Here is a 19,570-nt window from a genome sequence, read left to right as displayed (position 1 = left end):
CCCGATCACCTCGTCCCTCACAGAGCACGGAGATCGATCATGTCGACGACCCCACTGCCGAACGGCGGCGAACCACCGCCCGGATCGGATCAGCCCGACAAGCACTTCGGCTGCCACCCACCGAACCACGCGTGCGTGGCCGCGGAGCCCGCGGATTCGTCGGAACCGACGAATCCGGACGGCGGCCATCCGCCGCATCGGGCCGACGCACCGGGCCGACCCGCCGAACCGGACACGCATCATCCGCCGTCCGGCTGACTCGGCACATTCCTCCTACCGCCGCCCCCACCGTCCTCGACGGTGGGGGCGGCGCCGTGTGCACGGCGGGCGCGCGCGGCGGGCGGGCTCACCCGGTGTGGCGGTGACGGGTCGGTGCGGCCAGGGCGGCGCCGGCCGCGCCGGTGTGGATGACGTCGGAGAGGGCCTGCAACTGGGCTCGGATCAGCGCCGCGACCCGGGGGTCCGCAGGCCGTACCGATCCGTCCGGTCCGCCGGTCAGCGCGTCGGGGGCGCCGCCCACCACCACCTCCGGGTGCGGCACGACCAGGTTGCCCAGACCGGCCAGGATCCGCACGGTGTCGGTCAACCCGCGAAACCCGTGCAGCCGACTGGCCGTGACCACCATCACCGCGATGCCCTTCCCGGACAACGACGCGTCCCCTCGTGGGCGCGAGGCCCAGTCGACGGCGTTCTTGAGCACGCCGGGGATCGAGTGGTTGTACTCCGGGGTGGCGATCACCAACCCGTCCGCCCGACGGATCGCGGTACGCCACCGGCGCACCGCCGGAAGCTCCGGATGCACGTCCAAGTCCTGGTTGTACAGCGGTAGTTCGCCCAGCGTCGGATAGACGTCGAAGCACATGCCGGGCGGCGCGAGCGCAGGCAGCGCGGCCAGCAGCCGGGTGTTGTCGGACCGGGCGCGCAGCGAACCGGAGATCGCCAACACGCGGGCCGGGGAGGCAAAGACGGGAGCGGACGCGGGAGCGGTCCCGGGCGCGGACATGAGTGGCCTTTCGTCGAAGCGATACGTCGGAAGCCGGTGTCGGTGGCCGAAACGTCGGAAGCCGGCGCGTCGGGAGCGGGTATGGCACCGGCCGATACGTCAGGGGCCGATACGCCGGGAACCGGGGCATCGGGCGCCGGTACGTCGGGCGCCGGAGCCTCAGGCGTCGGTACGCGGGCGCCGATACGCCCGCGGTCGGTGCGTCAGGTGCCGGTGCGGCGGTCCAGCAGCGTCGTGTCGTGTCGCCCCGCGCGGAAGTCCGGGTCGTCCAGGATCTCGGCGAGCAGCGGCGCGGTGGTGTGTATGCCCGGGCCCTCGACCCGCAGTTCACCCAGCGCGCGGCGCATCCGGGCCAGTGCCTGGTCGCGATCCGGTCCCCACGTGACGATCTTGGCCAGCAGCGAGTCGTACTCCGGGCGGGCCTGGGATCCCGGGAACGCGTGCGTGTCCACGCGGACGAACGGGCCGGCCGGCGCGTCGAAGGCGGTGAGCGTGCCGGGACAGGGCGCGAAGTCGCGGGCCGGGTCCTCGGCGTTGATCCGGACCTCCACCGAGGCCCCTCGGGGCCGCACCCGCTCCTGGTCGAGGCCCAGCGGTCGGCCGGCGGCGATGAGCAGCTGTTCGCGGACGATGTCGATCCCGGTCACCGTCTCGGTCACCGGGTGCTCGACCTGGATCCGCGAGTTGACCTCGATGAACGCCGCCTCCTCGCCACGGACCAGGAACTCGAAGGTGCCCGCGCCCCGATAGCCCACCGCCCGGGCCCCGGCGACCGCGTGTGCGGCCAGTCGATCGGCCTGGCCGGCGGGCAGGCACGGTGCCGGGGACTCCTCGACCAGCTTTTGGTGTCGGCGCTGCACCGAGCAGTCCCGCTCGCCGAGGTGGACCACGTTGCCGTGCCCGTCGGCCAGGATCTGGATCTCGATGTGACGCGCACCGGCCAGGTAGCGCTCCAGGTAGACCCGGTTGTCGCCGAAAGCCGCCTGGGCCGTGGCGCGCGTCGCCCGGAAGGCGGGCAGCAGTGCGCCGGCGTCCGGCACCACCGCCATCCCTCGCCCGCCGCCGCCCGCGACCGCCTTGACGATCAGCGGGAAGCCGATCCGTCGGGCCACCTCGGCGGCCTCGTCGGCGGTCTCGACCGGGTCCGGCGATCCGGGCAGCACCGGCAGCCCGGCGTCCGCCATGAGCCGCCGGGCCGTCGACTTGTCCCCGAGCCGGGCCATCACCTCGGGCGCCGGACCGACGAAGACGATCCCGTTCTCGGCGCAGATCGTGGCGAAGTCCGGGTCCTCGGAGAGGAAGCCGTAGCCGGGATGGATCGCCTGCGCACCGGTGTTGCGGGCCGCCTCGATCACCGCCGGCGGGTAGAGGTAGCTGCGATGGGGGTCCGCGGGGCCGATGTTGACGTGCCGGTCGGCGGCCCGTACGGCGGCCGAGTCGCGATCCGCGCCGGAGTGCACGACGACGGTGGCGATGCCCATGTCCCGGCAGGTGCGCACCACGCGGAGCGCGATCTCGCCCCGGTTGGCGATCAGTACGGTGTCGAACACGGCAGCTCACCTCGCCGAATCGGAGTGGGGGCCGGAGCCGGGGCGGCCGGGGCCGGCGGCCGGATCGGCAGCGGATCCGGCGTCGGGATCGGTGGTGGGATCGGGGTCGAGTTCGAGCAGCGGTTGGTCGTACTCGACGCCCTGGCCGTTGTCGACCAGCACCGCCGCCACCCGACCGTCGCGGTCCGCCTCGATCGGGTTCATCAGCTTCATCGCCTCGATGATGGCCACCTGTTGGCCGGCCCGGACCGTGTCGCCGACCTCGACGAACGGTGCCGCTCCCGGTTCCGGCGCGCGGTAGAGGGTGCCGACCAGCGGCGCGCGGACCAGGTGGCCCGCGGGTGCGGCGGCCGGCGGCGGGGAGGGTGCGGGCCCGGCCTCGGGCCCGGCCTCGGGCCCGGGCGGGGTGGCGGCCGGGATCGGCGGCTGCCCCGGGGTGGGCGACCAGGCGACCTCGATGCTCTCCCCTCCGGATCGCAGCACGATCTGCGTGGGCGGTCGCGGGGCCTCGCTCAGCACCTGGCCCAACGTGGTGCACAGGACGGCCAGGGTGGCCGCCCGGCCTCGGTCGTCGATGCCGCTCATGCCGATTCCTCCTCGTAGTCGTGCGCGTCCGCCCGGTCGCGGTCGAGCCCGTCGACCTCCGCGGCCGGCGCCGCGGGGAGTCCGAAGGCGCGAAAGCGTCGTCGCCGCAGCACCACGCGCTCGGCCGGTTCGACCGTCGCAAGCTCGGCGACCGTCTCCAGGACCGCGTCCCGCAGGGCCAGGCTCGCGGCGGCCGGATCGGCCTGGGCACCGCCCTCGGGTTCGGCGATCACCCGGTCCACCACGCCGAGTTCGAGCAGTGAACCGGCGTCCAGACCGAGCGCCCGGGCCGCTGCCGGGCTCTGCTCGCGGGTCTTCCACAGGATCGCCGCGCAGCCCTCCGGGCTGATCACCGAGTACAGCGCGTTCGCGCTGATCAGCACCCGGTCGGCGACGCCCAGCGCGAGGGCGCCGCCGCTGCCGCCCTCGCCGGTGACCACGGCCACCACGGGCACCCGCAGTCCGGCGAGCACGCGCAGGCATTCCGCGATCGCCCCGGCCTGGCCCTGCTGTTCGGCCTCGATTCCCGGGTGCGCGCCCGGGGTGTCGATCAGGGTCACCAGCGGCACACCGATCTTCTCGGCCAGCCGGGCGAGCCGGACCACCTTGCGGTAGCCGGCCGGTGAGGCCATCGCGAAGTTGGCCCGGACCAGGTCGGCGGTGGTGTGGCCCTTCTGGTGGCCGAGCACGAGCAGCGCGCGGCCTTCGACCAGGCCCAGACCGCCCACGATCGCCGGGCAGTCGCCGCCCGCCCGGTCGCCGCGCAGCTCGACGAACGCGTCCATCCAGTAGGCGAGATGGTCCCGCGTGGTCGGCCGGCCCAGGTCCCGCGCGGCGGCGACCACCTCGTGCGCGGGCCGAACGGCCGGCGCGCCCGATTCGGGGACCGCGACCGGCCCGCCGGCGCCCGACACCGAGGCCCGGGTCGGCGCGCTCGCCGCCCCCCGATCCGGCCGGGCCGGCGGCGCCGCCGAAGCCCGATCGGACCGCACGGCAGCGCGGACAGGCCGCCCACTCCCCTCCGCCCGATCCGGCCCGACGGCCCCGCGCGCCGCGGCCAGGAGCACCGCGAGCGTGCGGCGCAGCTCGCCGCGCGGGCGCACGGCGTCCACCAGGCCGTGCCGAAGCAGGAACTCCGCCCGCTGGAACCCCTCCGGCAGCCGCTCCCCGATGGTCTGCTCGATCACGCGTGGTCCGGCGAAGCCCATCCGCGCGCCCGGTTCGCACACCACCACGTCGGCCAGCGTGGCGAACGAGGCGGCCACGCCGCCATAGGTGGGGTCGGCGACGACGGTGACGGTGAGCAGTCCCGCCTCGTCCAGTTCGGCCATCGCCGCCGAGGTCTTGGCCATCTGCATCAGGGCCAGCGCGCCCTCCTGCATCCGGGCGCCGCCGGAGGAGGTGACCACGATCAGCGGCACCCGCCGGGCCAGCGCGGCGTCGGCGGCCGTGCCGATCGCCTCCCCGGCGGCCACCCCCAGGCTGCCGCCCATGAAGGCGAAGTCCATCACGGCCAGCACCACCGGATGCCCGGCCAGCGTGCCGAGCGCCACCCGGACCGCGTCGTCGTGCCCGGTGGCCGCACGGGCGGCGGCCAACCGGTCCGGGTACGGCCGGAGGTCCTCGAAGCGCAGCGGGTCCTGCACGGTCGGGGTCGGGGTGAGCGGCCGGGCGCTGCCCGGGTCGAGCAGCGCGTCCAGCCGCCGGGCCGCGTCCAACGGGGTGTGTGCGCCGCAGCGGGGGCACACCCGATCGGCACGCTCGAAACGTTTGCGGTACACCAGGGCGCGGCAGCTCGGGCAGATCAGCCAGTCCGGCGGCACCCGGTCGGCGGCCGGCCCGGAAGCGGTGGTCATCGCGTTCTCCCCTGTTCGTCGCGCGGCGCGGTGCTCGGGGCGGCGTGCCGCAGCGGGGTGATCTGGTGGATGTCGTAGTCCCGGCGCAGTCGGGCCACCCGCTCCGCGTCGACCCGCTCGCCGTTCTCGAAGATGGTGAGCAGCTCCTCGAAGTAGCGTTCGTGGTCGGGCGCGGGTGTGGACTGGAAGAGCATCCGGGCCGGTCGCGTGGTCGGGTTGCCGAATGCGTGCGGGCATCCGGGCGGTACGAACATGCAGCTCCCGGCGCCGGCCCGGACCGGTCCCCGGCCGGTCTCCGAGCGCCAGGTTCGCCAGTCGTCGGCGGTGCGCCGGCGGGGCTCGAAGGCGAGCACGTCGAGTTCGCCGTCGAGTACGTAGAAGAACTCCTCGCCGTGCCCGTGCACGTGCGCGCCGACGTCGAAGCCGGGCGGCACCACCACCTCGAAGGTCGAGGTGTGCCGGGCGTGCGCGCCGGTGACCTTGTAGGTGACCTCGTGTGCGGCGGTCACCAGCCGCCGGCCCGTTCCGGGCGGGATGATCAGGCCGTCGACCATGACGGCACCTCCTCGTCCGTGGACCGGCGATCGAGGCCGCCCGGTGGTCCGGATTCGACCCAGGTGCCGACCGCCATCTCGGCGGTGATCCCGGGGCCGAAGCCGGCCACGATGCCGCGTCCGCCGGCGGCCGGTCCGCCCGCCGCGAACAATCGGTCCAGGGCGTCGAGTACCACCGCGCTCGCGATGTTGCCGTACTCGGTGAGGGTGGCCCGGCTGTGCCGGAACGCGTCGGGGGCGACGCGGAGGAACGTGCTCAGGTCGTCCAGGATCCGCGGACCGCCGGCATGCACGATGTAGAAGTCCAGGTCCGAGGCGTCCCAGGCGTGCCGGGCGGCCAGTTCCTCGATGACCGGTGCCAGTGGCTCCATCGTGGCGGGCACCCGCTTGTCCAGCCGGAAGTGGAAGCCGGTGTCCTTGACCGCGTAGCGGATCCAGTCCTGGGTGTGCGGGATCAGGTGGGAGGCGTTGCGTTCGAGCCGGACGCCGGTGCCGCCCGCGCCGCGCACCACGGCCGCCGCGACCGCGTCGCCGAACAGGCCGTCGCAGAGCAGCGAGCCGATGTCGGCGTCGGCGGGCTGGTAGCACAGCGAGCAGAACTCGCAGGCGACGATCAGCGCGTTGAGGCCGGGATGGGCGGTACAGAAGTCGTGCGCCCGGTTGATCGCGGCGCCGCCGGCCGCACAGCCGAGCTGGGCGATCGGCAGCTGGCGGGTGTCGGAGCGCATGCCCAGTTCGTTGATCAGCCAAGCGGTCATCGACGGCATGCCGAATCCGGTACACGAGACGTAGATCAGCAGGTCCACGTCGCGTACGTCCAGTTCCGCGTTGGCCAGTGCCCGGCGGATCACCGGGGGCACCCGCAGCCTGGCCTGCTCGTGGTAGAGGAGGTTGCGGGCCTCGAAGCCGGGATGGCGCAGGGTGCGCTCGATCGGCTGGACGAGATGTCGCTTGCGTACGCCGGTGTTCTCGATCAGGCGCAGCGCGAGCGGCAGTCGGGGGTTGTCCGCGTGCAGTCGGCGGGCGATCTCCAACGACTCGTCCATGGTGATGACGTTCTCGGGGACGGCCACGGCGGGCCGGCACAGAATACTCACGAGTGGTCTTCCTTGCCTGGTGCGAAATCGCGGAGAACCGGACGCGGTTCTCCGCGGTCTTCGGTGGTTTCGGTGGTTTCGGTGCCGCGCCCGGCCGCCACCGCGGGGTGGACGTCGCCGGGCGCGGCACCGGCATCGGTGCGGTGCGCTCGGCTACCGGGCCGCCTGCACCGGGATCGACCGGGGCGGGCCCACCCGGTGTGGGGCCTCGATCGCACCGTCGGGCAGCAGCGCGCCGGTGTCCTCGAAGATCACCACGCCGTTGCACAGCAGGCTCCAGCCCTGCTCGGGATGGCTCTGTACGACGTGTGCCGCGAGGTGGTCGGAGGCCGATGCGGCGGGACAGGGGGGAGAGTGCCGGCACATGGTCCTGGTCCTTCCGGGAGTGCCGTGGGTGGCGGCGGATCGTTGAGCCGCCACGGGGTGGGTCGGTTGTTCGGTCACACGCCAACCGTGCGCCTCCCGCGGTCCCGGGCGGATGAGGCCACGGCCCCGAATCGACGGCCGATGTCCCGGGTCGGTGGGCGCGGGTCGAGGTGGGGGGTCGAGGTGGGCGGGTCGGGCATCCCGTTCGCGCGCGGCCCGGCCGGCCACGCGGACACTCGCTCACATGTGCGGAATATGCTGCCGGGCGTGAACGACGACGAACCGATCCTCAAGCGGGACAGGTGGGGGCCGAGCCCCTACGTATTCAACGTCCGCAACCCCATCGGTCTGGCACTGACCGTGATCACCATGGTCTTCGTCGTGGTCATGCTGGTCCTGATGAACCGACACATGGGGCCGTTCGCGCGGCCGTCCACTCCGGAGCGGCCCCCGTCGGAGGGCTGGGAGTGGTCACCGACCCGGCAGCCGACGCCGTGGACGCCACCGACATCGCCCGCGACGCCGCCGACGACACCGACCGAATCGGCGCACCCGTAGGGTGTCCCGGTCCGGGGTGGGGCACGTCCGCGGTCCCGGCCGGCCACGTCCTCAGTCCCGCCGCCCCGCCGCCTTGTCCTCGCGCAACCGCCGGGCCCGAAGCACCAGTTCCAACTCGAAGCGGCGATCCGGTTCGTCCATCTCGTCGCCCAGCAACTCCCGGATCCGGCGCAGCCGATAGCGCACGGTCTGCGCGTGCACGCCCAGCAGCGCCGCGATCTCCGGTGCACCGCCGCGCGTCTCCAACCAGGCGAGCAGGGTTTCGGCCAGCCGACGCGAGTGTGCGGGCGCGCAGTTGTCCAGCGGCGCCAGGCAGCGGCGGGCGAGGTCCTCGATCAGCTCCTCCGGCGGCAACAACACCAGCGCCTCGGTGTGTTCGGTGCAGCGGATCACCCGCCCGTCGGGCAGTTGCCCGCGCTCCATCAGGCGCAGTGCGGTGCAGGCCCAGTGCAGCGACTTGGCCGCGTCGGCCAGAGGCACGGCCGGCCCGATCGCGCCCGACCAACCCGCCATCGCCCGGCGCAGCAGGTCGGAACGCCCGGCCGCGTCCGGGTCGGGCAGGATCATCCGGGGTCGTTCGCACTCCATGTCCAGGAGCACGTCCCGGCCCACCGCCGGCGCGACCGCGTCCGGCGCGGGTCGCAACAGCACGCCCACGGCGACCTGTTCGGGCAGTGGCCAGCCGATCCGGGCGGCGTGTTCGGCGAGCGCGCCCGCCGGTTCGGTGCCGTACTCGGTGAGCATCAGCTTGATCAACCGCTTCTGCGCCCACAGGCGTTCGCCCACCTGGCGGGCCGCGGCCTCGGCGTAACCGTGCACGGACTGGGCGACCAGGCCGTCGAGGTATTCGAAGCCCGCCTCGGCGAGTTCGTACATGGCGGGCGGCGGGATCTCCACCTGTTGGCCGATCTCGGCCAGCCGCCGCCACGCGAGGCGCACGCCGAGCCGGTAGACCGCCTGCAACGAGTCCAGGCTGCGCCCCTGGAGCACCTCGGCGCGGCCGAACATCTCGAACAGTTCCAGACGTTCGTGCTGCCGGTCGTCGGTGTCGAGCAGGTGTGAGACGAAGTCGGCCAGCGCGCGTCGGATGGCGACCAGGGCCATCGGTTCGCCGGACTCGTCCGGGATCAGCGGGAGTGTGGGGTACTCGACCCGGATGTCGCGCAGGATGCCCTGCGCCAGGTCGGGGATCTCGGCCAGGGCCAGATCGGCGAACCGGCGCAGTTGCGGCCGGGGTACGTCCCGCCATGCGGTGCGCACCGTCATGTCGCCTCTCCCTCGCGGCGGGTGGCCCGCGCCCGTGCCCGGGGCGTGGACGCGTGGTCGGACCCGTTTCCCGGCATGCGGGGTCGGCATCAGGGCTGTGGGTTCGGCGCGGTGGGATCGGTGCGAAACGACACGAGCGGGACGTTGGGTTGCTCGGGGGTCTTGTGCAACGCGGCGACGATGCCGAACGCGGCACCGACGGCGAGGGCGGCGGCGAGGATCACGGTCAGCGCGGCGGCGAGCAGTCTGTGCATGCTTCGACGAGCCTCTCGATCGGAGGGCACCCCGCCCAATCCCATGCACCGGCTCCGTGGTGAACACAGTGTGCGAGCCGTATTGACACTCCGTCAAGGGTGCGCCTACGGTTCCCGGCCTGAGACAGACGTGCACGTCCGCTCGGGCCTGTCTTCGATCTCGCGTCTGGCTCCGCGGCGTCCGGTGCCGTGCATCGGCGCGCCGGGGAAGCGCTCGCACAGTGGTTCCATTCGGGCGGTTCACCGGGGTGGCGAGGTGCGGTGCCGGGCGTCGCGGTGCTCGGCGTGGGATCGAAGACAGGCCCTGGGCCTTTGCCGTCAGGAGTGCCGGATGCGCCGCACCTTTTCCTCCCGTTCCCCGATTCCGTCCCTGGCCGTGCTCGGAGCCGGAGTCTTCCTGCTCGTGCTGGCCGCGATGCTGGCCTGGTACGTCGAGCCGCAGGCCGAGCGCACCCCTCTCGACATCGACGACACCGTGGTGTTCGCCGGTACCGGGAGCTATTTCGACACCACCGCGCTGCGGCCGGTGCACGGCGAGACGCTCACCGTGACCCGCCGGGTGGTGGGCAATGTCGCGGAGGCCGAGCGCAGCGGCCGGGCGGTGTGGGACGTGTCGACGACGATCGACACCCCGGCCACCCTGGCCGAGCACGACCCGCGTCGGTCCTACCAGTGGACGGTGGCCCGCTGGGTGACCGACCGGCGTACCAATGCTCCGGTGCACTGCTGCGGAGAGACGCCGGCGTTCCGGGGCGAGGCGTTCCTGAAGTTCCCGTTCGATCTGGAGAAGCGGCGATACCGCTGGTGGGACGAGACATTGGGGGCGGCGATCCCGCTGGACTACCGCGGCACGGTGAAGGTGCGCGGACACCGCGGCTATCGCTTCACCGGCACCGTGGCGGACACCCGGATCGGCGGCCGACAGGTGCCGGGCGCCCTGGTCGGCGTCGCGCAACCGCAGGTGCTCGCCGAGGAGTGGTACGCCAATGCCGGTGTCGATCTGGTCGTCGACCCGCGTACGGGCCGGGTCGTCGATGCCCGCATCGCCCCGCGCAAGACCCTGCGGGCACCCGGCGCGAGTTCGGCTTCGGTGGTACTGCTGGACAGTTCCGAGATCCGCTTCACGCCCGAAACCCGGCGCCGCCAGGTCGATGCGGCGCGGCGGGACGGCGCCAAGCTGGTGTTGGTCGGCGAGACCGCGCCGATCGCCGCGGGCAGCGCGGGGGCCGTACTCACCGCGCTCGGAGTGCTGTTGGTGGTCCGCGGACCACGGCGCGGCTCCCCCGAAGTCGAACCGGTCGCCGAACCGGTCGCCGACGCGGCCGCCGATCGGGGCGCGCGGGTGCGCACCCGTCGGTTGCCGCGGCTGCGCCAAAGGGCTGCCGGGCGGGGCGACTCCGGGCGGCCGGCATCGAACTGAAGGTTCGTCGGTGATCGCGGCGGCAAAGTTGTCACCTGCGTGAGTAGCCGCGGCACACGGGGGTGGCGAAAACTACGAACTCACCCCGCACATCCCGCACTTCCCATGCACTCGACCCGCGTTCGATCCAGGCCCGATACGAGTTGGAGCTCTCATGCCCCGGCACGTGCCTCCCGCGCTGCGTCCGACGCCCCGCTCGACACCATCCGAACCGCCGCCCGACCGGTCCCCCCAGCCTCGCCGGATCGTCTTCCTGGCCCGTCGCGACCTGGCCAACCCGGCCGCGGGCGGCTCCGAACTGCTGGTCGACCGACTGGCCGACGGACTCACCGCCCACGGCCACCAGGTGACCCTGCTGTGCGGTGGGCCCGCCGCCGACCGCGACTACCGCGTGGTCTCGGTCGGCGGCGACACCGACCACTACCTGCGCGCCCACCGTGCCCTCGATCGCCGCGTCGGCGGCTGCGACCTGCTCGTCGAGGTCTGCAACGGCGTGCCCTACCTGAGCCCGCTGTGGCACCGCGGCCCCACCCTGTGCCTGGTCAACCATGTCCATACCGACCTGTGGGGAATGCGGTTTCCGGGGCCGGCCGCGCGGCTGGGCCGGCGGCTGGAGCGCTGGGGGCTGGCCGGCGCGCATCGAGGCAACCTGATCGTCGCGGTGTCCGGCTCGACCGCCGCCGCACTGCGCGCGATCGGGGTCCCGCCCGACCGGATCCGCGTGGTGCACAACGGCGTCGAGGAACCCGGGCCGCGGGTCGCCAAGTCGCCGGAGCCGCTGTTCGTGGCGGTGGGCCGGCTGGTCGAGTACAAACGCATCGACCTGCTGCTGCGCCTGTGGGAGCGGGTCCGGCCGGTGACCGGTGGTCGACTGGTCATCGTCGGCGACGGCCCCGAGGGCGACCGGCTGCGCGCCCTCGCCGGGCCCGGCGTGCTGTTCACCGGCCGGGTCTCCGAGGCCGAGAAGCACCGATTGTTGTGCTCTGCCTGGCTGTTGCTGCATCCCTCGGTGGTCGAGGGCTGGGGGCTGGTGGTGACCGAGGCCGCGGCCCGGCACACCCCGGCGATCGGGTTCGACATCCCCGGTCTGCGCGACTCGATCGACGACGGCGTCACCGGGGTCCTGGCCCGGGGCGAGAGTTCGTTCGCCGCCGCGTGGTGCACCCTGGCGCTCAGTCCCGGGCGATGCGCGGCGATGAGCGCCGCCGCCGGGCTGCGGGCCGGCCGGTTTCGCTGGACCGCCACGGTGCGCCGGTTCCGGGCCGTGGCCGCCGAGGCCGCGTCCGCTCCGGGCGCCGGCGGCGACACCGCGTGGTGATCGCGTGAAGGACCCGTCGCTGCGCCGGTCGATCGCGCTCCTTCGGGCCTTCCGGCAGGAGCGGCACGACCCGGACCGGTGCTACGGGCTGCTCGCTCGCGACGCCGCCGACCAGGTCGAGCGGCATGTCCGGGTACGCGGCCGGGTGGTGGTGGACGTGGGCGGCGGCAACGGGCACTTCACCCGGGAGTTCCGCCGGCGCGGAGCCCACGGATACCTCTTCGAACCGAATCCGCGGGAACTGGCGCCGCGCGGCACGCCGCCCCGGGGCGCGGTACTGGCCGACGGCTACCTGCTGCCGCTGGCCGACGGCGTGGCCGACGTGTGCTTCTCGTCCAATGTGCTGGAGCACGTCGCGGATCCGCAGACCTTCCTGAGCGAACTGGTCCGGGTCACCCGCCCTGGCGGGTTGATCTACGTCGCCTTCACCAACTGGTACTCCCCGTGGGGCGGGCACGAGTGGGCGCCCTGGCACTACCTGGGCGCCGAGCGCGCCCGGGCCCGGTACACCCGGCGCACCGGCCGTGCCGCCAAGCACACCCTGGGCGAGAACCTGTTCGCCGTGCACATCGGGCCCACGCTGCGGCACGTCCGGGCCCGCCCGGACGTGGTGGTGGTCTCGGCCCGCTCCCGCTACTGGCCCGTGCTGCCCGGGGCGGTCACCCGCGTTCCCGGCCTGCGTGAGGTCCTCACCTGGAATCTGCTCCTCATTCTTCGGCGGTGCCCGTGACGGCGGCGCCATCGCCCGACGCACCCGTCGGTCCCGCCCGCCGGCATCCCGGCGCCCGGGCATCGCGCGCGCTCCGCAGGAGGCACTCGTGACCGATACGACCCTGTCCCTCCCTCCGGCCCGACCCGGTCGGCCGCCCGCCGAGGCGCCGCCGGCCGAACCACCGGCCGACCGACCGCGCCGGCGGATCTGGCTGCCGGCGTTCTGGGCGGTCGTCTTCGTCGCGTTCCTGGCCAAGGCACCGGGCCGGATGACGTTCGAGACCAAGCTCGGCGTGGTCACCGACCCGTGGAAATTCATCGGCGACCTGGGCAGTCTGTGGCACGACCGGGGCGGCTTCGGCGGCCTCGCCGACCAGTACGTGGGTTACGCCTTCCCGATCCTGCCCTACTACGCGCTGGCCGATCTGATCCACCTGCCGATCTGGCTCGCCGAACGCCTGTGGCTCTCGCTGATCGTCAGCACCGCCTTCTGGGGCGCGTTGCGGCTGGCCGAGCGGTTGCGCGTGGGCACCGCGCGCAGTCGGCTGCTCGGTGCGGTGGCCTACGCGCTGTGGCCGACCTTCACCATCGTGATCGGGTCCACCTCGGCCGCGGTGCTGCCCGGTGCGCTGTTGCCGTGGGTACTTCTGCCGCTGACCTCGCCGCGATTGAACCCGCGGACGGCGGCCGCGCGTTCGGCGCTGCTCATCCCGTTCATGGGCGGCGTCAACGCCGCCTCGACCCTGGCCGCGCTGCTGCCGGTCGGGCTGTACCTGCTCACCCGCCCGGCCGGGCCGCGCAAGTGGGCGCTGATCGGCTGGTGGGTCCCCGGTCTGCTGCTCGCCACCGCGTGGTGGGTGGTCCCGCTGCTGCTGCTCGGCATCTACGGCGAGAACTTCCTGCCCTACATCGAGCAGGCCGAGACCACCACCGGCACGATGTCCGCGACCGAACTGCTGCGCGGTGCGGGCGACTGGGTCGCCTATCTCCACTTCGGCGAGCCGTGGCTGCCCGCCGGGTGGACCGTGGCGACCGCCGTGGTGACCATCCTCGGATCGGCCTTCGCCGCCGCGCTCGGCCTGGCCGGCCTGGCCCGCCGGGACCTGCCCGAGCGCCGCTGGCTGACCCTGACCGTGCTGATCGTGGCGCTGATCGCCCTGGCCGGCTACGGCGGTTCGTTCGGCGCCCCGTTCCACGGCACCGCCCGGGACTGGCTCGACGGGTGGCTGCGTCCGTTCCGCAACATCTACAAGTTCGAGCCGGGCCTGGCGCTGGCCCTGGTGCTCGGCCTGACCCACCTGGTGGGCACGGTGGGCGAGCGGAACCCCGTCCTGCCCCGGCCGACCCGCCGGTTCACGCCCGCGATCGCCGCGCTGCTGATCCTGCCCGGCCTGGCCTGGCCGTACCTCAACGGCACGGTGCTGCAACCGGGCGCCTTCACCAGGCTGCCCGACCACTGGCGACAGACCGCCGACTGGCTGGAGAAGCACTCCCCGGACAGCCGGGCCCTGGTGGTGCCCGCGACCGCCCACGGGCTGTACACGTGGGGCTCCCCGATCGACGAACCACTCGACCCACTGGCCGATTCGCCGTGGGCGCAGCGGGACTTCGTCCCGTTCGGCACGCCCGGGGTGCGGCGGGCGACCGACGCGGTGGAGCAGGCGCTGCTCACCGGCGGCACGGTGCCCGGCTTGCGGGACTTCCTCTCCCGCGCCGGGCTGTACACGGTGGTGGTGCGCAACGACCTGGATCCGGACCAGATCGGCTACGTCCCGCCGGCCACCGTCACCCGCACCCTGGAGACCTCCGGCTACCACCGGGTCACCGGATTCGGTCCGTTGATCACCGGCGGCCGGATCCCCGAGGACACCCCCGTCCAGGTACAGGGCCTGTTCAGCCGCCGGCAGGCCGTCGAGATCTACGAGCCGGCCGCGGACACCCCGCGGCCCGGCCGGGTCGGCAGCCGCGCGGTGGCCGACACCGCGGTGCTCAGCGGCGGCCCGGAGGCACTGCTGCAACTGTCCGCCGACCCCACCCTGCGCGATCGACCCACGGTGCTCACCGGCGACGCCCACCCGGGCATCGACCGGCCCGGCATCCGGCTCGTCGCGGACGGACTGCGCCGCGCGGACACCCGTTTCGGGCTGATCAACGCCAACACGTCCTACCCGTACACCGCGAAGGAGCGAAACCCCTCCGACAGCACGCAGAACGCGGGCACGAAGCCGAAGCAGATCCTGCCCGTCCACGGAGCCGACCACCAGAGCACCGCCGAGTTGCGCGGCGCGGCGTCGGTGAGCGCGTCCAGCAGCGGCAACTGGCTCTTCCACCTGCCGCAGTTCGACCCGGTGAACGCCTTCGACGGCGATCCGGCGACCGCGTGGGCCGAGGGCAGTCCCGGCGAGCCGAACGGCCAGTGGCTGAAGGTCGCCTTCACCGCGCCGACCGACATCCCCGCGTCGCTGTCGCTGACTCCACTGGCCGGCGACGGCATGCGTGCCGCGCCGACCCGGGTGCGGATCGAGACCGATCGCGGCGCCAGGGACAGCACGCTGCGGCCCGACGGCACCGCCCAATCGGTGCAGGCGCCCCCGGGGACGGCCACGTGGCTCGAGGTCACCATTCTGGACGCGCGGATCGCGCGATCCGGGCTGTCCGGCGCGGGCTTCGCCGAGGTGGCCATCCCCGGCGTACAGGTCTCCCGGCTGCTGCGTCTGCCCACCGACGCGGACCGGAGCAGCGCCGAGACCTCGGTCTACTCGCTGCACCGCGACACCGACCCCGGCGGGCTCTCCCCGGTGGCGGCCGAGGACGGGCTGCACCGCCGGTTCAGCACCCCGCAGGCCGGCGACTTCGCCTTCGACATCCGCGCCGTGGCGACGCCGGGCCCGGAACTGGACCGGCTGGTGCTGAGCGCCGCGCCCGAGCAGGCCAAGCGGATCACCGCCACCGCCGACTCGACCGGGCACACCGGCCGTTCGCTCAGTCCGCGCAACCTCGTGGACGGCGACCTGACCACCGCATGGATCGCCGGGGACCGGCCCGTGGTCCACCTGAGCTGGCCGGACCGCACGATCATCGATCAGCTCGTCTTCGGCCCGGCCAGCGGGCTGTCCAGCCGACCGGAGGAGGTGCGGATCAGCTCTCCCGACGGCTCGGTGACCACCACCGTGGACGAGAACGGACTGGCCCGATTCGACCCGATCGACACCGACCGCATCACCGTCACGATCACCCGGACCGCACCGCTGACCGTGCACAACCCGCTCGCCGGCAAGCGGCTGCAACTGCCGGTCGGACTCAGCGAGATCCACATCCCGGCACTGGCCGGTCTGCGCACCCGCCCGCCGGACCCGACGCTCGGCTTCACGCTGCCGTGCGGGCAGGGGCCCCCGCTGGCGGTGGACGGCGTGCTGCACGCCACCGGCGCCGCCGGGTCGGTGCGCGACCTGCTCGAACGCCGGCCCGTCGCGGTGAGGTTGTGCGCAGCGGAGGCATCCGGCGGCTCCCTGCCGCTGGCTCCGGGACCGCACACGGTCGAGGCCGGCAACCAGGGGCCGCTGGAGATCACCGACGTCACCGCGACCCGAGGTCGGCTCCCGGCCACAGCCCGGCAGTCCGCCCGCTCGGCCACCGCCGCCGACTGGAGCGGCGACCACCGCTCGGTGCGGATGGGTGCGGGCGAGGCCACCTATCTCCAGATGTACGAGAACCACAACTCCGGTTGGAAGGCCACGCTGCACGGCAGGGAACTGCGTCCGGTGCGCATCGACGGTTGGCAGCAGGGCTGGTTGGTGCCCGCCGGCGCGGCCGGCACCGTCGAACTCGACTACGAACCGGGCGGCATCCACCGGGCCGGACTGATCGGCGGCGCGGTCGCCCTGGCCGCCCTGATCGCACTCGCCTTCGTGCGACGCCGGCGATCGGAGCCGGCCGGGCTCGACGAGGCGCCGGCCGACCCGCCGCCGCCCGGCCGCATCCTGGGCGTGCTCGCGCTCACCGTCGTGATCGCCGTGGTGGCGGGCCCGGTGGCGCTGCTGGTGCCCGCGCTCGCGGTGGCCGCCCACCTGCGTCACCGGCTGCTCGCCCCGATCGCACTCGTGGCGATGGCCGGCGCCGGGATCGCGGCGGCGGTCGGCGCGGACGAGCCGGTGGTCGACGGCGCGGGCGCGTTCGGACCCGCCGCCCAACTGCTCGCGCTGATCGCGCTGTGCGCGGCGCTGGTGACCGCGGGCGGCCCCGACCCGGGCGGGCTGCCCGCCGGCGCATCCGGTCCCCGGCACGGCCGTTCACCACGCCGGGCACGGCCCACGTCCCCGAAGACACCGGACGGACAACCTACGCCCACGGGACCACCGAGGCCGAGCGAGGCGAAGACGTCCGCGGCCGGGCCCGTATCGACGGCCGAACCGGCGCCGCCCGACCGAACCCCGGCCGGCGAAGCACCGACGCCGGGGCACGCCCACCCGGGGCGGGACGACCACACGGCACCCCTGCCGAGCCACCCGCGGCGGGACGCCCACACCGCGCCGCCACCGGGCCGCCCAGCCCGGGACGACCACGCCCCGCCCCCGCCGGCCCACCCGGATCGGGAAGCCGACACCGCGCCGTTGCCTACGCCGCCGTCCGGCGGCAAGGAGGCCGACCGACCATGACCGCAGCCCGCCCGGCGCGGCCCGGACTCCCGGCGGAGCCGGCCCTCGCCCGGATCCCGTTCCCGCTCGTCGACGAGATGTCCCGGCAGGGTCAGCGGCCCGGCGAACCGATCGGGGTGCACATGGAGATCCGGCTGCCCGGACAGCCGGATCCGGCCCGACTGCGCACCGCGTTCGGCACCGCGCTGCGCCGACACGGGCGCATCCTGGTCCGCGAGGCCCCCGGTCGGTGGTACCGGCGGCGCTACGAATGGGAACTCACCGCCGCCCCCGACGTCGAACCGGTCCGCTTCCCGCCGGCCGGGCCGGACGCGTTGGCCCTGGCCCGGGCCAGGGCCCTGGACGAGGCCCCGCCGCTGTCCCTGTCCCCGCCGGTCCGGCTGGACGTGGTCCGCGCGTCCGCGACCTCCGGCGGGTGCGTACTGCTGTGCACGATCCACCACACCGCCCTCGACGGACCCGCCTTCCTGCGCGTCCTGGCCACCGCCGCCGAGGTGTACAGCGGAACCGGCGCCGAACCCGCCCCGGTCCGGGCCGCCCCGCCCGGCGCCGCCGGCTCGGGGCCGCCGCTGGATCCCGGCCCGCCGCCGGCCCGCTCCACCCGGGTCGCGCCGGCCCCCGCGCCGCTCGCACACCAACGCCGGGGCAACGGCGTCGTCCTGGGCGAACTCCCGGTCCACCCACGCCCGCCCGACGCCGACCACACCGTCAACGACCGTCTCCTCGTGGCCACATGCCTGACCATCGCCCGGTGGAACCGGCTGCACGGCGCACCGGCCCGGCCGATCCGGATCACCATGCCGGTCGACGACCGCCCCCGAGGCGTCGACATGCCCATCGGCAACGGCACCCGACTGGTCGAAGTCGCGTTCGGCGTGGGCGAGTACGCGCCCGAACCCAGCCCGGAGGCGATCGTCGGACTGCTTCGCCGCACGGCCTGCCGGACCAGGCGGCTCAGGGCCACGCCGGGTCCCGCACTCGGTCGCGGCGTGGCCCTGCTCGCCGCCCCGGTCCTCCCGGTCGAGCTGCGGGCCGCGATCACCCGCGGCCTCGGTCGCGCACTCGCACCCTGGACCTCGACGACACTGCTCAGCAATCTCGGACGGATCCCCTATCCGCTGGACTTCGGCGACGCGGGCCGGGCGGAGGCGGTCTGGTTCACCGCGCCCACCCGCATGCCCCGGGGCCTGACGATCACCACGACCGGCATCGCGGGCCGCCTGTACGTGGGACTGCGCTGGTCCCGCGCACTGCTCGACGACGCGGCCGGACAGCGGCTGTACGGCTTCTTCGCGGAATACCTCGACATCGTCTCGGCCGCCGCCCTCGCCGCCGCCCCGGTCGCCGCCCCGGTCCCCCACGAAGGTGGTTCACGATGACCGCCACCCGCTCGGCCCGGCTGCGCGAGTTCTACGAGGACCCGGCGGTACCGGTCGCCTCCGGCTCCGAGCGCAGCCGACGCCAGGCCGCGATGCTGGCCCGCGCCCTCGGCCCCGACCCGGCCCTGGTGGTCGACGTCGGCTGCGGCGACGGCTCGGCGGCCTCGATCGCGGGCCCGATGCCGGCCGGCCACACCCTGATCGGCATCGACTGGTCGCAGGAGGCGTTGCGCCGGGCGAGCACTCGCATGAAGCACCTGGTCCGCGGCGAACTGACCGATGAAGGGCTGCCGTTGGCCGACGCGAGCGTGGACGCGGTGCTGTTCGGCGAGGTGCTCGAACACCTCGTGAATCCCGATGCCGCACTGGACGAACTGCGCCGGGTGCTCAAGCCGCGCGGCCACCTGATGCTCTCCACGCCGAACCTGGCCGCCTGGTACAACCGCGCGTTGCTGCTCGCGGGCGTGCAACCGGTCTTCTCCGAGGTCAGCCTGCGCGGCATCCACGGCCGACCCGGCTCGCAGGTGGTCGGCCACCTGCGGCTGTACACCGCTCGCGCGCTGCGCGACTTCCTCACCGCGTCGGGCTTCGAGGTGGTCCGCACGGCCGGTGCGCCGTTCCACGGCGTGCCACGGGTGCTCAGGCCACTGGACCGGGCGGCGTGCCTGACCCCCTCGTTCGCCTCGATCCTGCTCGTGCACGCCCGGCGGGTCTAGGCCGTGTCCGGACCCACAGCGCTCACCCCGTTGCGGCGCCCGGCGGGGTGCTGACCATGTGGTGGGGAGTGGCCGCGGCGCTGGTGGCCAACGTGCTCTACAGCACCGGATTCGTGCTGCAGAAGCGGGCGTTGGGCGATCTGCCGGCGCTGTCGGTCGGCCGACCGCTCCGACTGCTGCGCCTGCTCCTGGGCAGCCCGCTGTGGTCGGCCGGCTCGCTGGCGCTGGCCGCCGGCTTCCTCGCCCAGCTCGCCGTCTACCGCACGCTGCCCATCGCCGCGG

Annotated in this window: 17 protein-coding genes; 8 read left to right on the top strand and 9 right to left on the bottom strand. The window is 74.0% G+C overall.

Annotated features, from left to right (window positions below; genetic code table 11):
- Positions 1 to 39 precede the first annotated feature (39 nt).
- Positions 40 to 258, top strand: a complete 219-nt coding sequence (locus tag ACIBM5_RS09525; protein WP_396006245.1) for a hypothetical protein — start codon at positions 40 to 42, stop codon at positions 256 to 258.
- A gap of 88 nt (positions 259 to 346) precedes the next feature.
- Here the strand turns inward: ACIBM5_RS09525 and ACIBM5_RS09520 are convergent, their stop codons facing one another.
- The 7 genes from ACIBM5_RS09520 to ACIBM5_RS09490 form a co-directional block, all read right to left on the bottom strand.
- A complete protein-coding gene (locus ACIBM5_RS09520) occupies positions 347 to 1,003 on the bottom strand; it encodes an NAD(P)H-dependent oxidoreductase (protein WP_396006244.1) in 657 nt (218 codons plus the stop codon).
- A gap of 203 nt (positions 1,004 to 1,206) precedes the next feature.
- Positions 1,207 to 2,553, bottom strand: a complete 1,347-nt coding sequence (locus ACIBM5_RS09515) for an acetyl/propionyl/methylcrotonyl-CoA carboxylase subunit alpha (protein WP_396006243.1) — start codon at positions 2,551 to 2,553, stop codon at positions 1,207 to 1,209.
- Between the two features lie 6 nt (positions 2,554 to 2,559).
- Positions 2,560 to 3,138, bottom strand: a complete 579-nt coding sequence (accB, locus tag ACIBM5_RS09510) for an acetyl-CoA carboxylase biotin carboxyl carrier protein (RefSeq protein ID WP_396006242.1) — start codon at positions 3,136 to 3,138, stop codon at positions 2,560 to 2,562.
- Complete coding sequence (accD, locus tag ACIBM5_RS09505; protein ID WP_396006241.1) at positions 3,135 to 4,994, bottom strand: acetyl-CoA carboxylase, carboxyltransferase subunit beta; 1,860 nt, start codon at positions 4,992 to 4,994, stop codon at positions 3,135 to 3,137. Before accD ends, accB begins: the two co-directional genes overlap by 4 nt.
- The gene (locus ACIBM5_RS09500; RefSeq protein WP_396006240.1) at positions 4,991 to 5,548 is read right to left on the bottom strand and encodes a cupin domain-containing protein; all 558 of its coding nucleotides are present in this window, start codon (positions 5,546 to 5,548) and stop codon (positions 4,991 to 4,993) included. Before ACIBM5_RS09500 ends, accD begins: the two co-directional genes overlap by 4 nt.
- Positions 5,533 to 6,645, bottom strand: coding sequence for a type III polyketide synthase (locus ACIBM5_RS09495; RefSeq protein WP_396006239.1), 1,113 nt, complete (start codon positions 6,643 to 6,645; stop codon positions 5,533 to 5,535). Before ACIBM5_RS09495 ends, ACIBM5_RS09500 begins: the two co-directional genes overlap by 16 nt.
- Before the next feature lie 153 nt (positions 6,646 to 6,798).
- Positions 6,799 to 7,011, bottom strand: a complete 213-nt coding sequence (locus ACIBM5_RS09490; protein ID WP_396006238.1) for a DUF5999 family protein — start codon at positions 7,009 to 7,011, stop codon at positions 6,799 to 6,801.
- 267 nt (positions 7,012 to 7,278) lie between these two features.
- Between ACIBM5_RS09490 and ACIBM5_RS09485 the strand changes: the two genes are divergently transcribed.
- Positions 7,279 to 7,569: a hypothetical protein gene (locus ACIBM5_RS09485; protein WP_396006237.1), complete on the top strand. Its 291-nt coding sequence runs from the start codon at positions 7,279 to 7,281 to the stop codon at positions 7,567 to 7,569.
- Between the two features lie 51 nt (positions 7,570 to 7,620).
- On the opposite strand, the gene ACIBM5_RS09480 is transcribed toward ACIBM5_RS09485, so the two are convergent.
- Both ACIBM5_RS09480 and ACIBM5_RS09475 read right to left on the bottom strand, forming a co-directional pair.
- Positions 7,621 to 8,835 carry a helix-turn-helix domain-containing protein gene (locus tag ACIBM5_RS09480; RefSeq protein WP_396006236.1) on the bottom strand — a complete coding sequence of 405 codons (1,215 nt, stop codon included), beginning with the start codon at positions 8,833 to 8,835 and terminating at the stop codon, positions 7,621 to 7,623.
- Between the two features lie 89 nt (positions 8,836 to 8,924).
- Positions 8,925 to 9,089: a hypothetical protein gene (locus ACIBM5_RS09475; RefSeq protein ID WP_391583917.1), complete on the bottom strand. Its 165-nt coding sequence runs from the start codon at positions 9,087 to 9,089 to the stop codon at positions 8,925 to 8,927.
- 331 nt (positions 9,090 to 9,420) lie between these two features.
- Between ACIBM5_RS09475 and ACIBM5_RS09470 the strand changes: the two genes are divergently transcribed.
- The 6 genes from ACIBM5_RS09470 to ACIBM5_RS09445 all read left to right on the top strand — a co-directional run bounded on the left by ACIBM5_RS09470 (position 9,421) and on the right by ACIBM5_RS09445 (position 19,288).
- Complete coding sequence (locus ACIBM5_RS09470; RefSeq protein WP_396006235.1) at positions 9,421 to 10,509, top strand: DUF3068 domain-containing protein; 1,089 nt, start codon at positions 9,421 to 9,423, stop codon at positions 10,507 to 10,509.
- Positions 10,510 to 10,663: 154 nt separating this feature from the next.
- Positions 10,664 to 11,827 (top strand): glycosyltransferase family 4 protein, encoded by a 1,164-nt coding sequence (locus ACIBM5_RS09465; RefSeq protein ID WP_396006234.1) that lies wholly within the window; start codon positions 10,664 to 10,666, stop codon positions 11,825 to 11,827.
- Between the two features lie 4 nt (positions 11,828 to 11,831).
- Entirely contained in the window at positions 11,832 to 12,557 is a 726-nt protein-coding gene (locus tag ACIBM5_RS09460; RefSeq protein WP_396006233.1) for a class I SAM-dependent methyltransferase, read from the top strand.
- A gap of 88 nt (positions 12,558 to 12,645) precedes the next feature.
- A complete protein-coding gene (locus tag ACIBM5_RS09455; RefSeq protein ID WP_396006232.1) occupies positions 12,646 to 17,193 on the top strand; it encodes an alpha-(1->3)-arabinofuranosyltransferase family protein in 4,548 nt (1,515 codons plus the stop codon).
- Complete coding sequence (locus ACIBM5_RS09450; RefSeq protein ID WP_396006231.1) at positions 17,190 to 18,572, top strand: condensation protein; 1,383 nt, start codon at positions 17,190 to 17,192, stop codon at positions 18,570 to 18,572. The genes ACIBM5_RS09455 and ACIBM5_RS09450 overlap by 4 nt, the downstream gene beginning before the upstream one ends.
- Positions 18,569 to 19,288 (top strand): class I SAM-dependent methyltransferase, encoded by a 720-nt coding sequence (locus ACIBM5_RS09445; RefSeq protein WP_396006230.1) that lies wholly within the window; start codon positions 18,569 to 18,571, stop codon positions 19,286 to 19,288. The genes ACIBM5_RS09450 and ACIBM5_RS09445 overlap by 4 nt, the downstream gene beginning before the upstream one ends.
- Positions 19,289 to 19,570 lie beyond the last annotated feature (282 nt).

The sequence above is a fragment of the Embleya sp. NPDC050493 genome (assembly GCF_044458105.1).
In the GTDB taxonomy this organism is placed as follows: domain Bacteria; phylum Actinomycetota; class Actinomycetes; order Streptomycetales; family Streptomycetaceae; genus Embleya.
Note: the sequence above shows the minus strand (reverse complement) of the source record. Positions and strands in the feature narration are given on the sequence as shown.

Bases quoted from the DNA above. Each gene is read 5' to 3' on its own strand.
- ACIBM5_RS09470 (WP_396006235.1), top strand. From the start codon at position 9,421: ATGCGCCGCACCTTTTCCTCCCGTTCCCCGATTCCGTCCCTGGCCGTG.
- ACIBM5_RS09465 (WP_396006234.1), top strand. From the start codon at position 10,664: ATGCCCCGGCACGTGCCTCCCGCGCTGCGTCCGACGCCCCGCTCGACA.
- ACIBM5_RS09520 (WP_396006244.1), bottom strand. From the start codon at position 1,003: ATGTCCGCGCCCGGGACCGCTCCCGCGTCCGCTCCCGTCTTTGCCTCC.
- ACIBM5_RS09500 (WP_396006240.1), bottom strand. From the start codon at position 5,548: ATGGTCGACGGCCTGATCATCCCGCCCGGAACGGGCCGGCGGCTGGTG.
- ACIBM5_RS09490 (WP_396006238.1), bottom strand. From the start codon at position 7,011: ATGTGCCGGCACTCTCCCCCCTGTCCCGCCGCATCGGCCTCCGACCAC.
- ACIBM5_RS09445 (WP_396006230.1), top strand. From the start codon at position 18,569: ATGACCGCCACCCGCTCGGCCCGGCTGCGCGAGTTCTACGAGGACCCG.
- ACIBM5_RS09450 (WP_396006231.1), top strand. From the start codon at position 17,190: ATGACCGCAGCCCGCCCGGCGCGGCCCGGACTCCCGGCGGAGCCGGCC.
- ACIBM5_RS09480 (WP_396006236.1), bottom strand. From the start codon at position 8,835: ATGACGGTGCGCACCGCATGGCGGGACGTACCCCGGCCGCAACTGCGC.
- accB (WP_396006242.1), bottom strand. From the start codon at position 3,138: ATGAGCGGCATCGACGACCGAGGCCGGGCGGCCACCCTGGCCGTCCTG.
- ACIBM5_RS09525 (WP_396006245.1), top strand. From the start codon at position 40: ATGTCGACGACCCCACTGCCGAACGGCGGCGAACCACCGCCCGGATCG.
- ACIBM5_RS09475 (WP_391583917.1), bottom strand. From the start codon at position 9,089: ATGCACAGACTGCTCGCCGCCGCGCTGACCGTGATCCTCGCCGCCGCC.
- accD (WP_396006241.1), bottom strand. From the start codon at position 4,994: ATGACCACCGCTTCCGGGCCGGCCGCCGACCGGGTGCCGCCGGACTGG.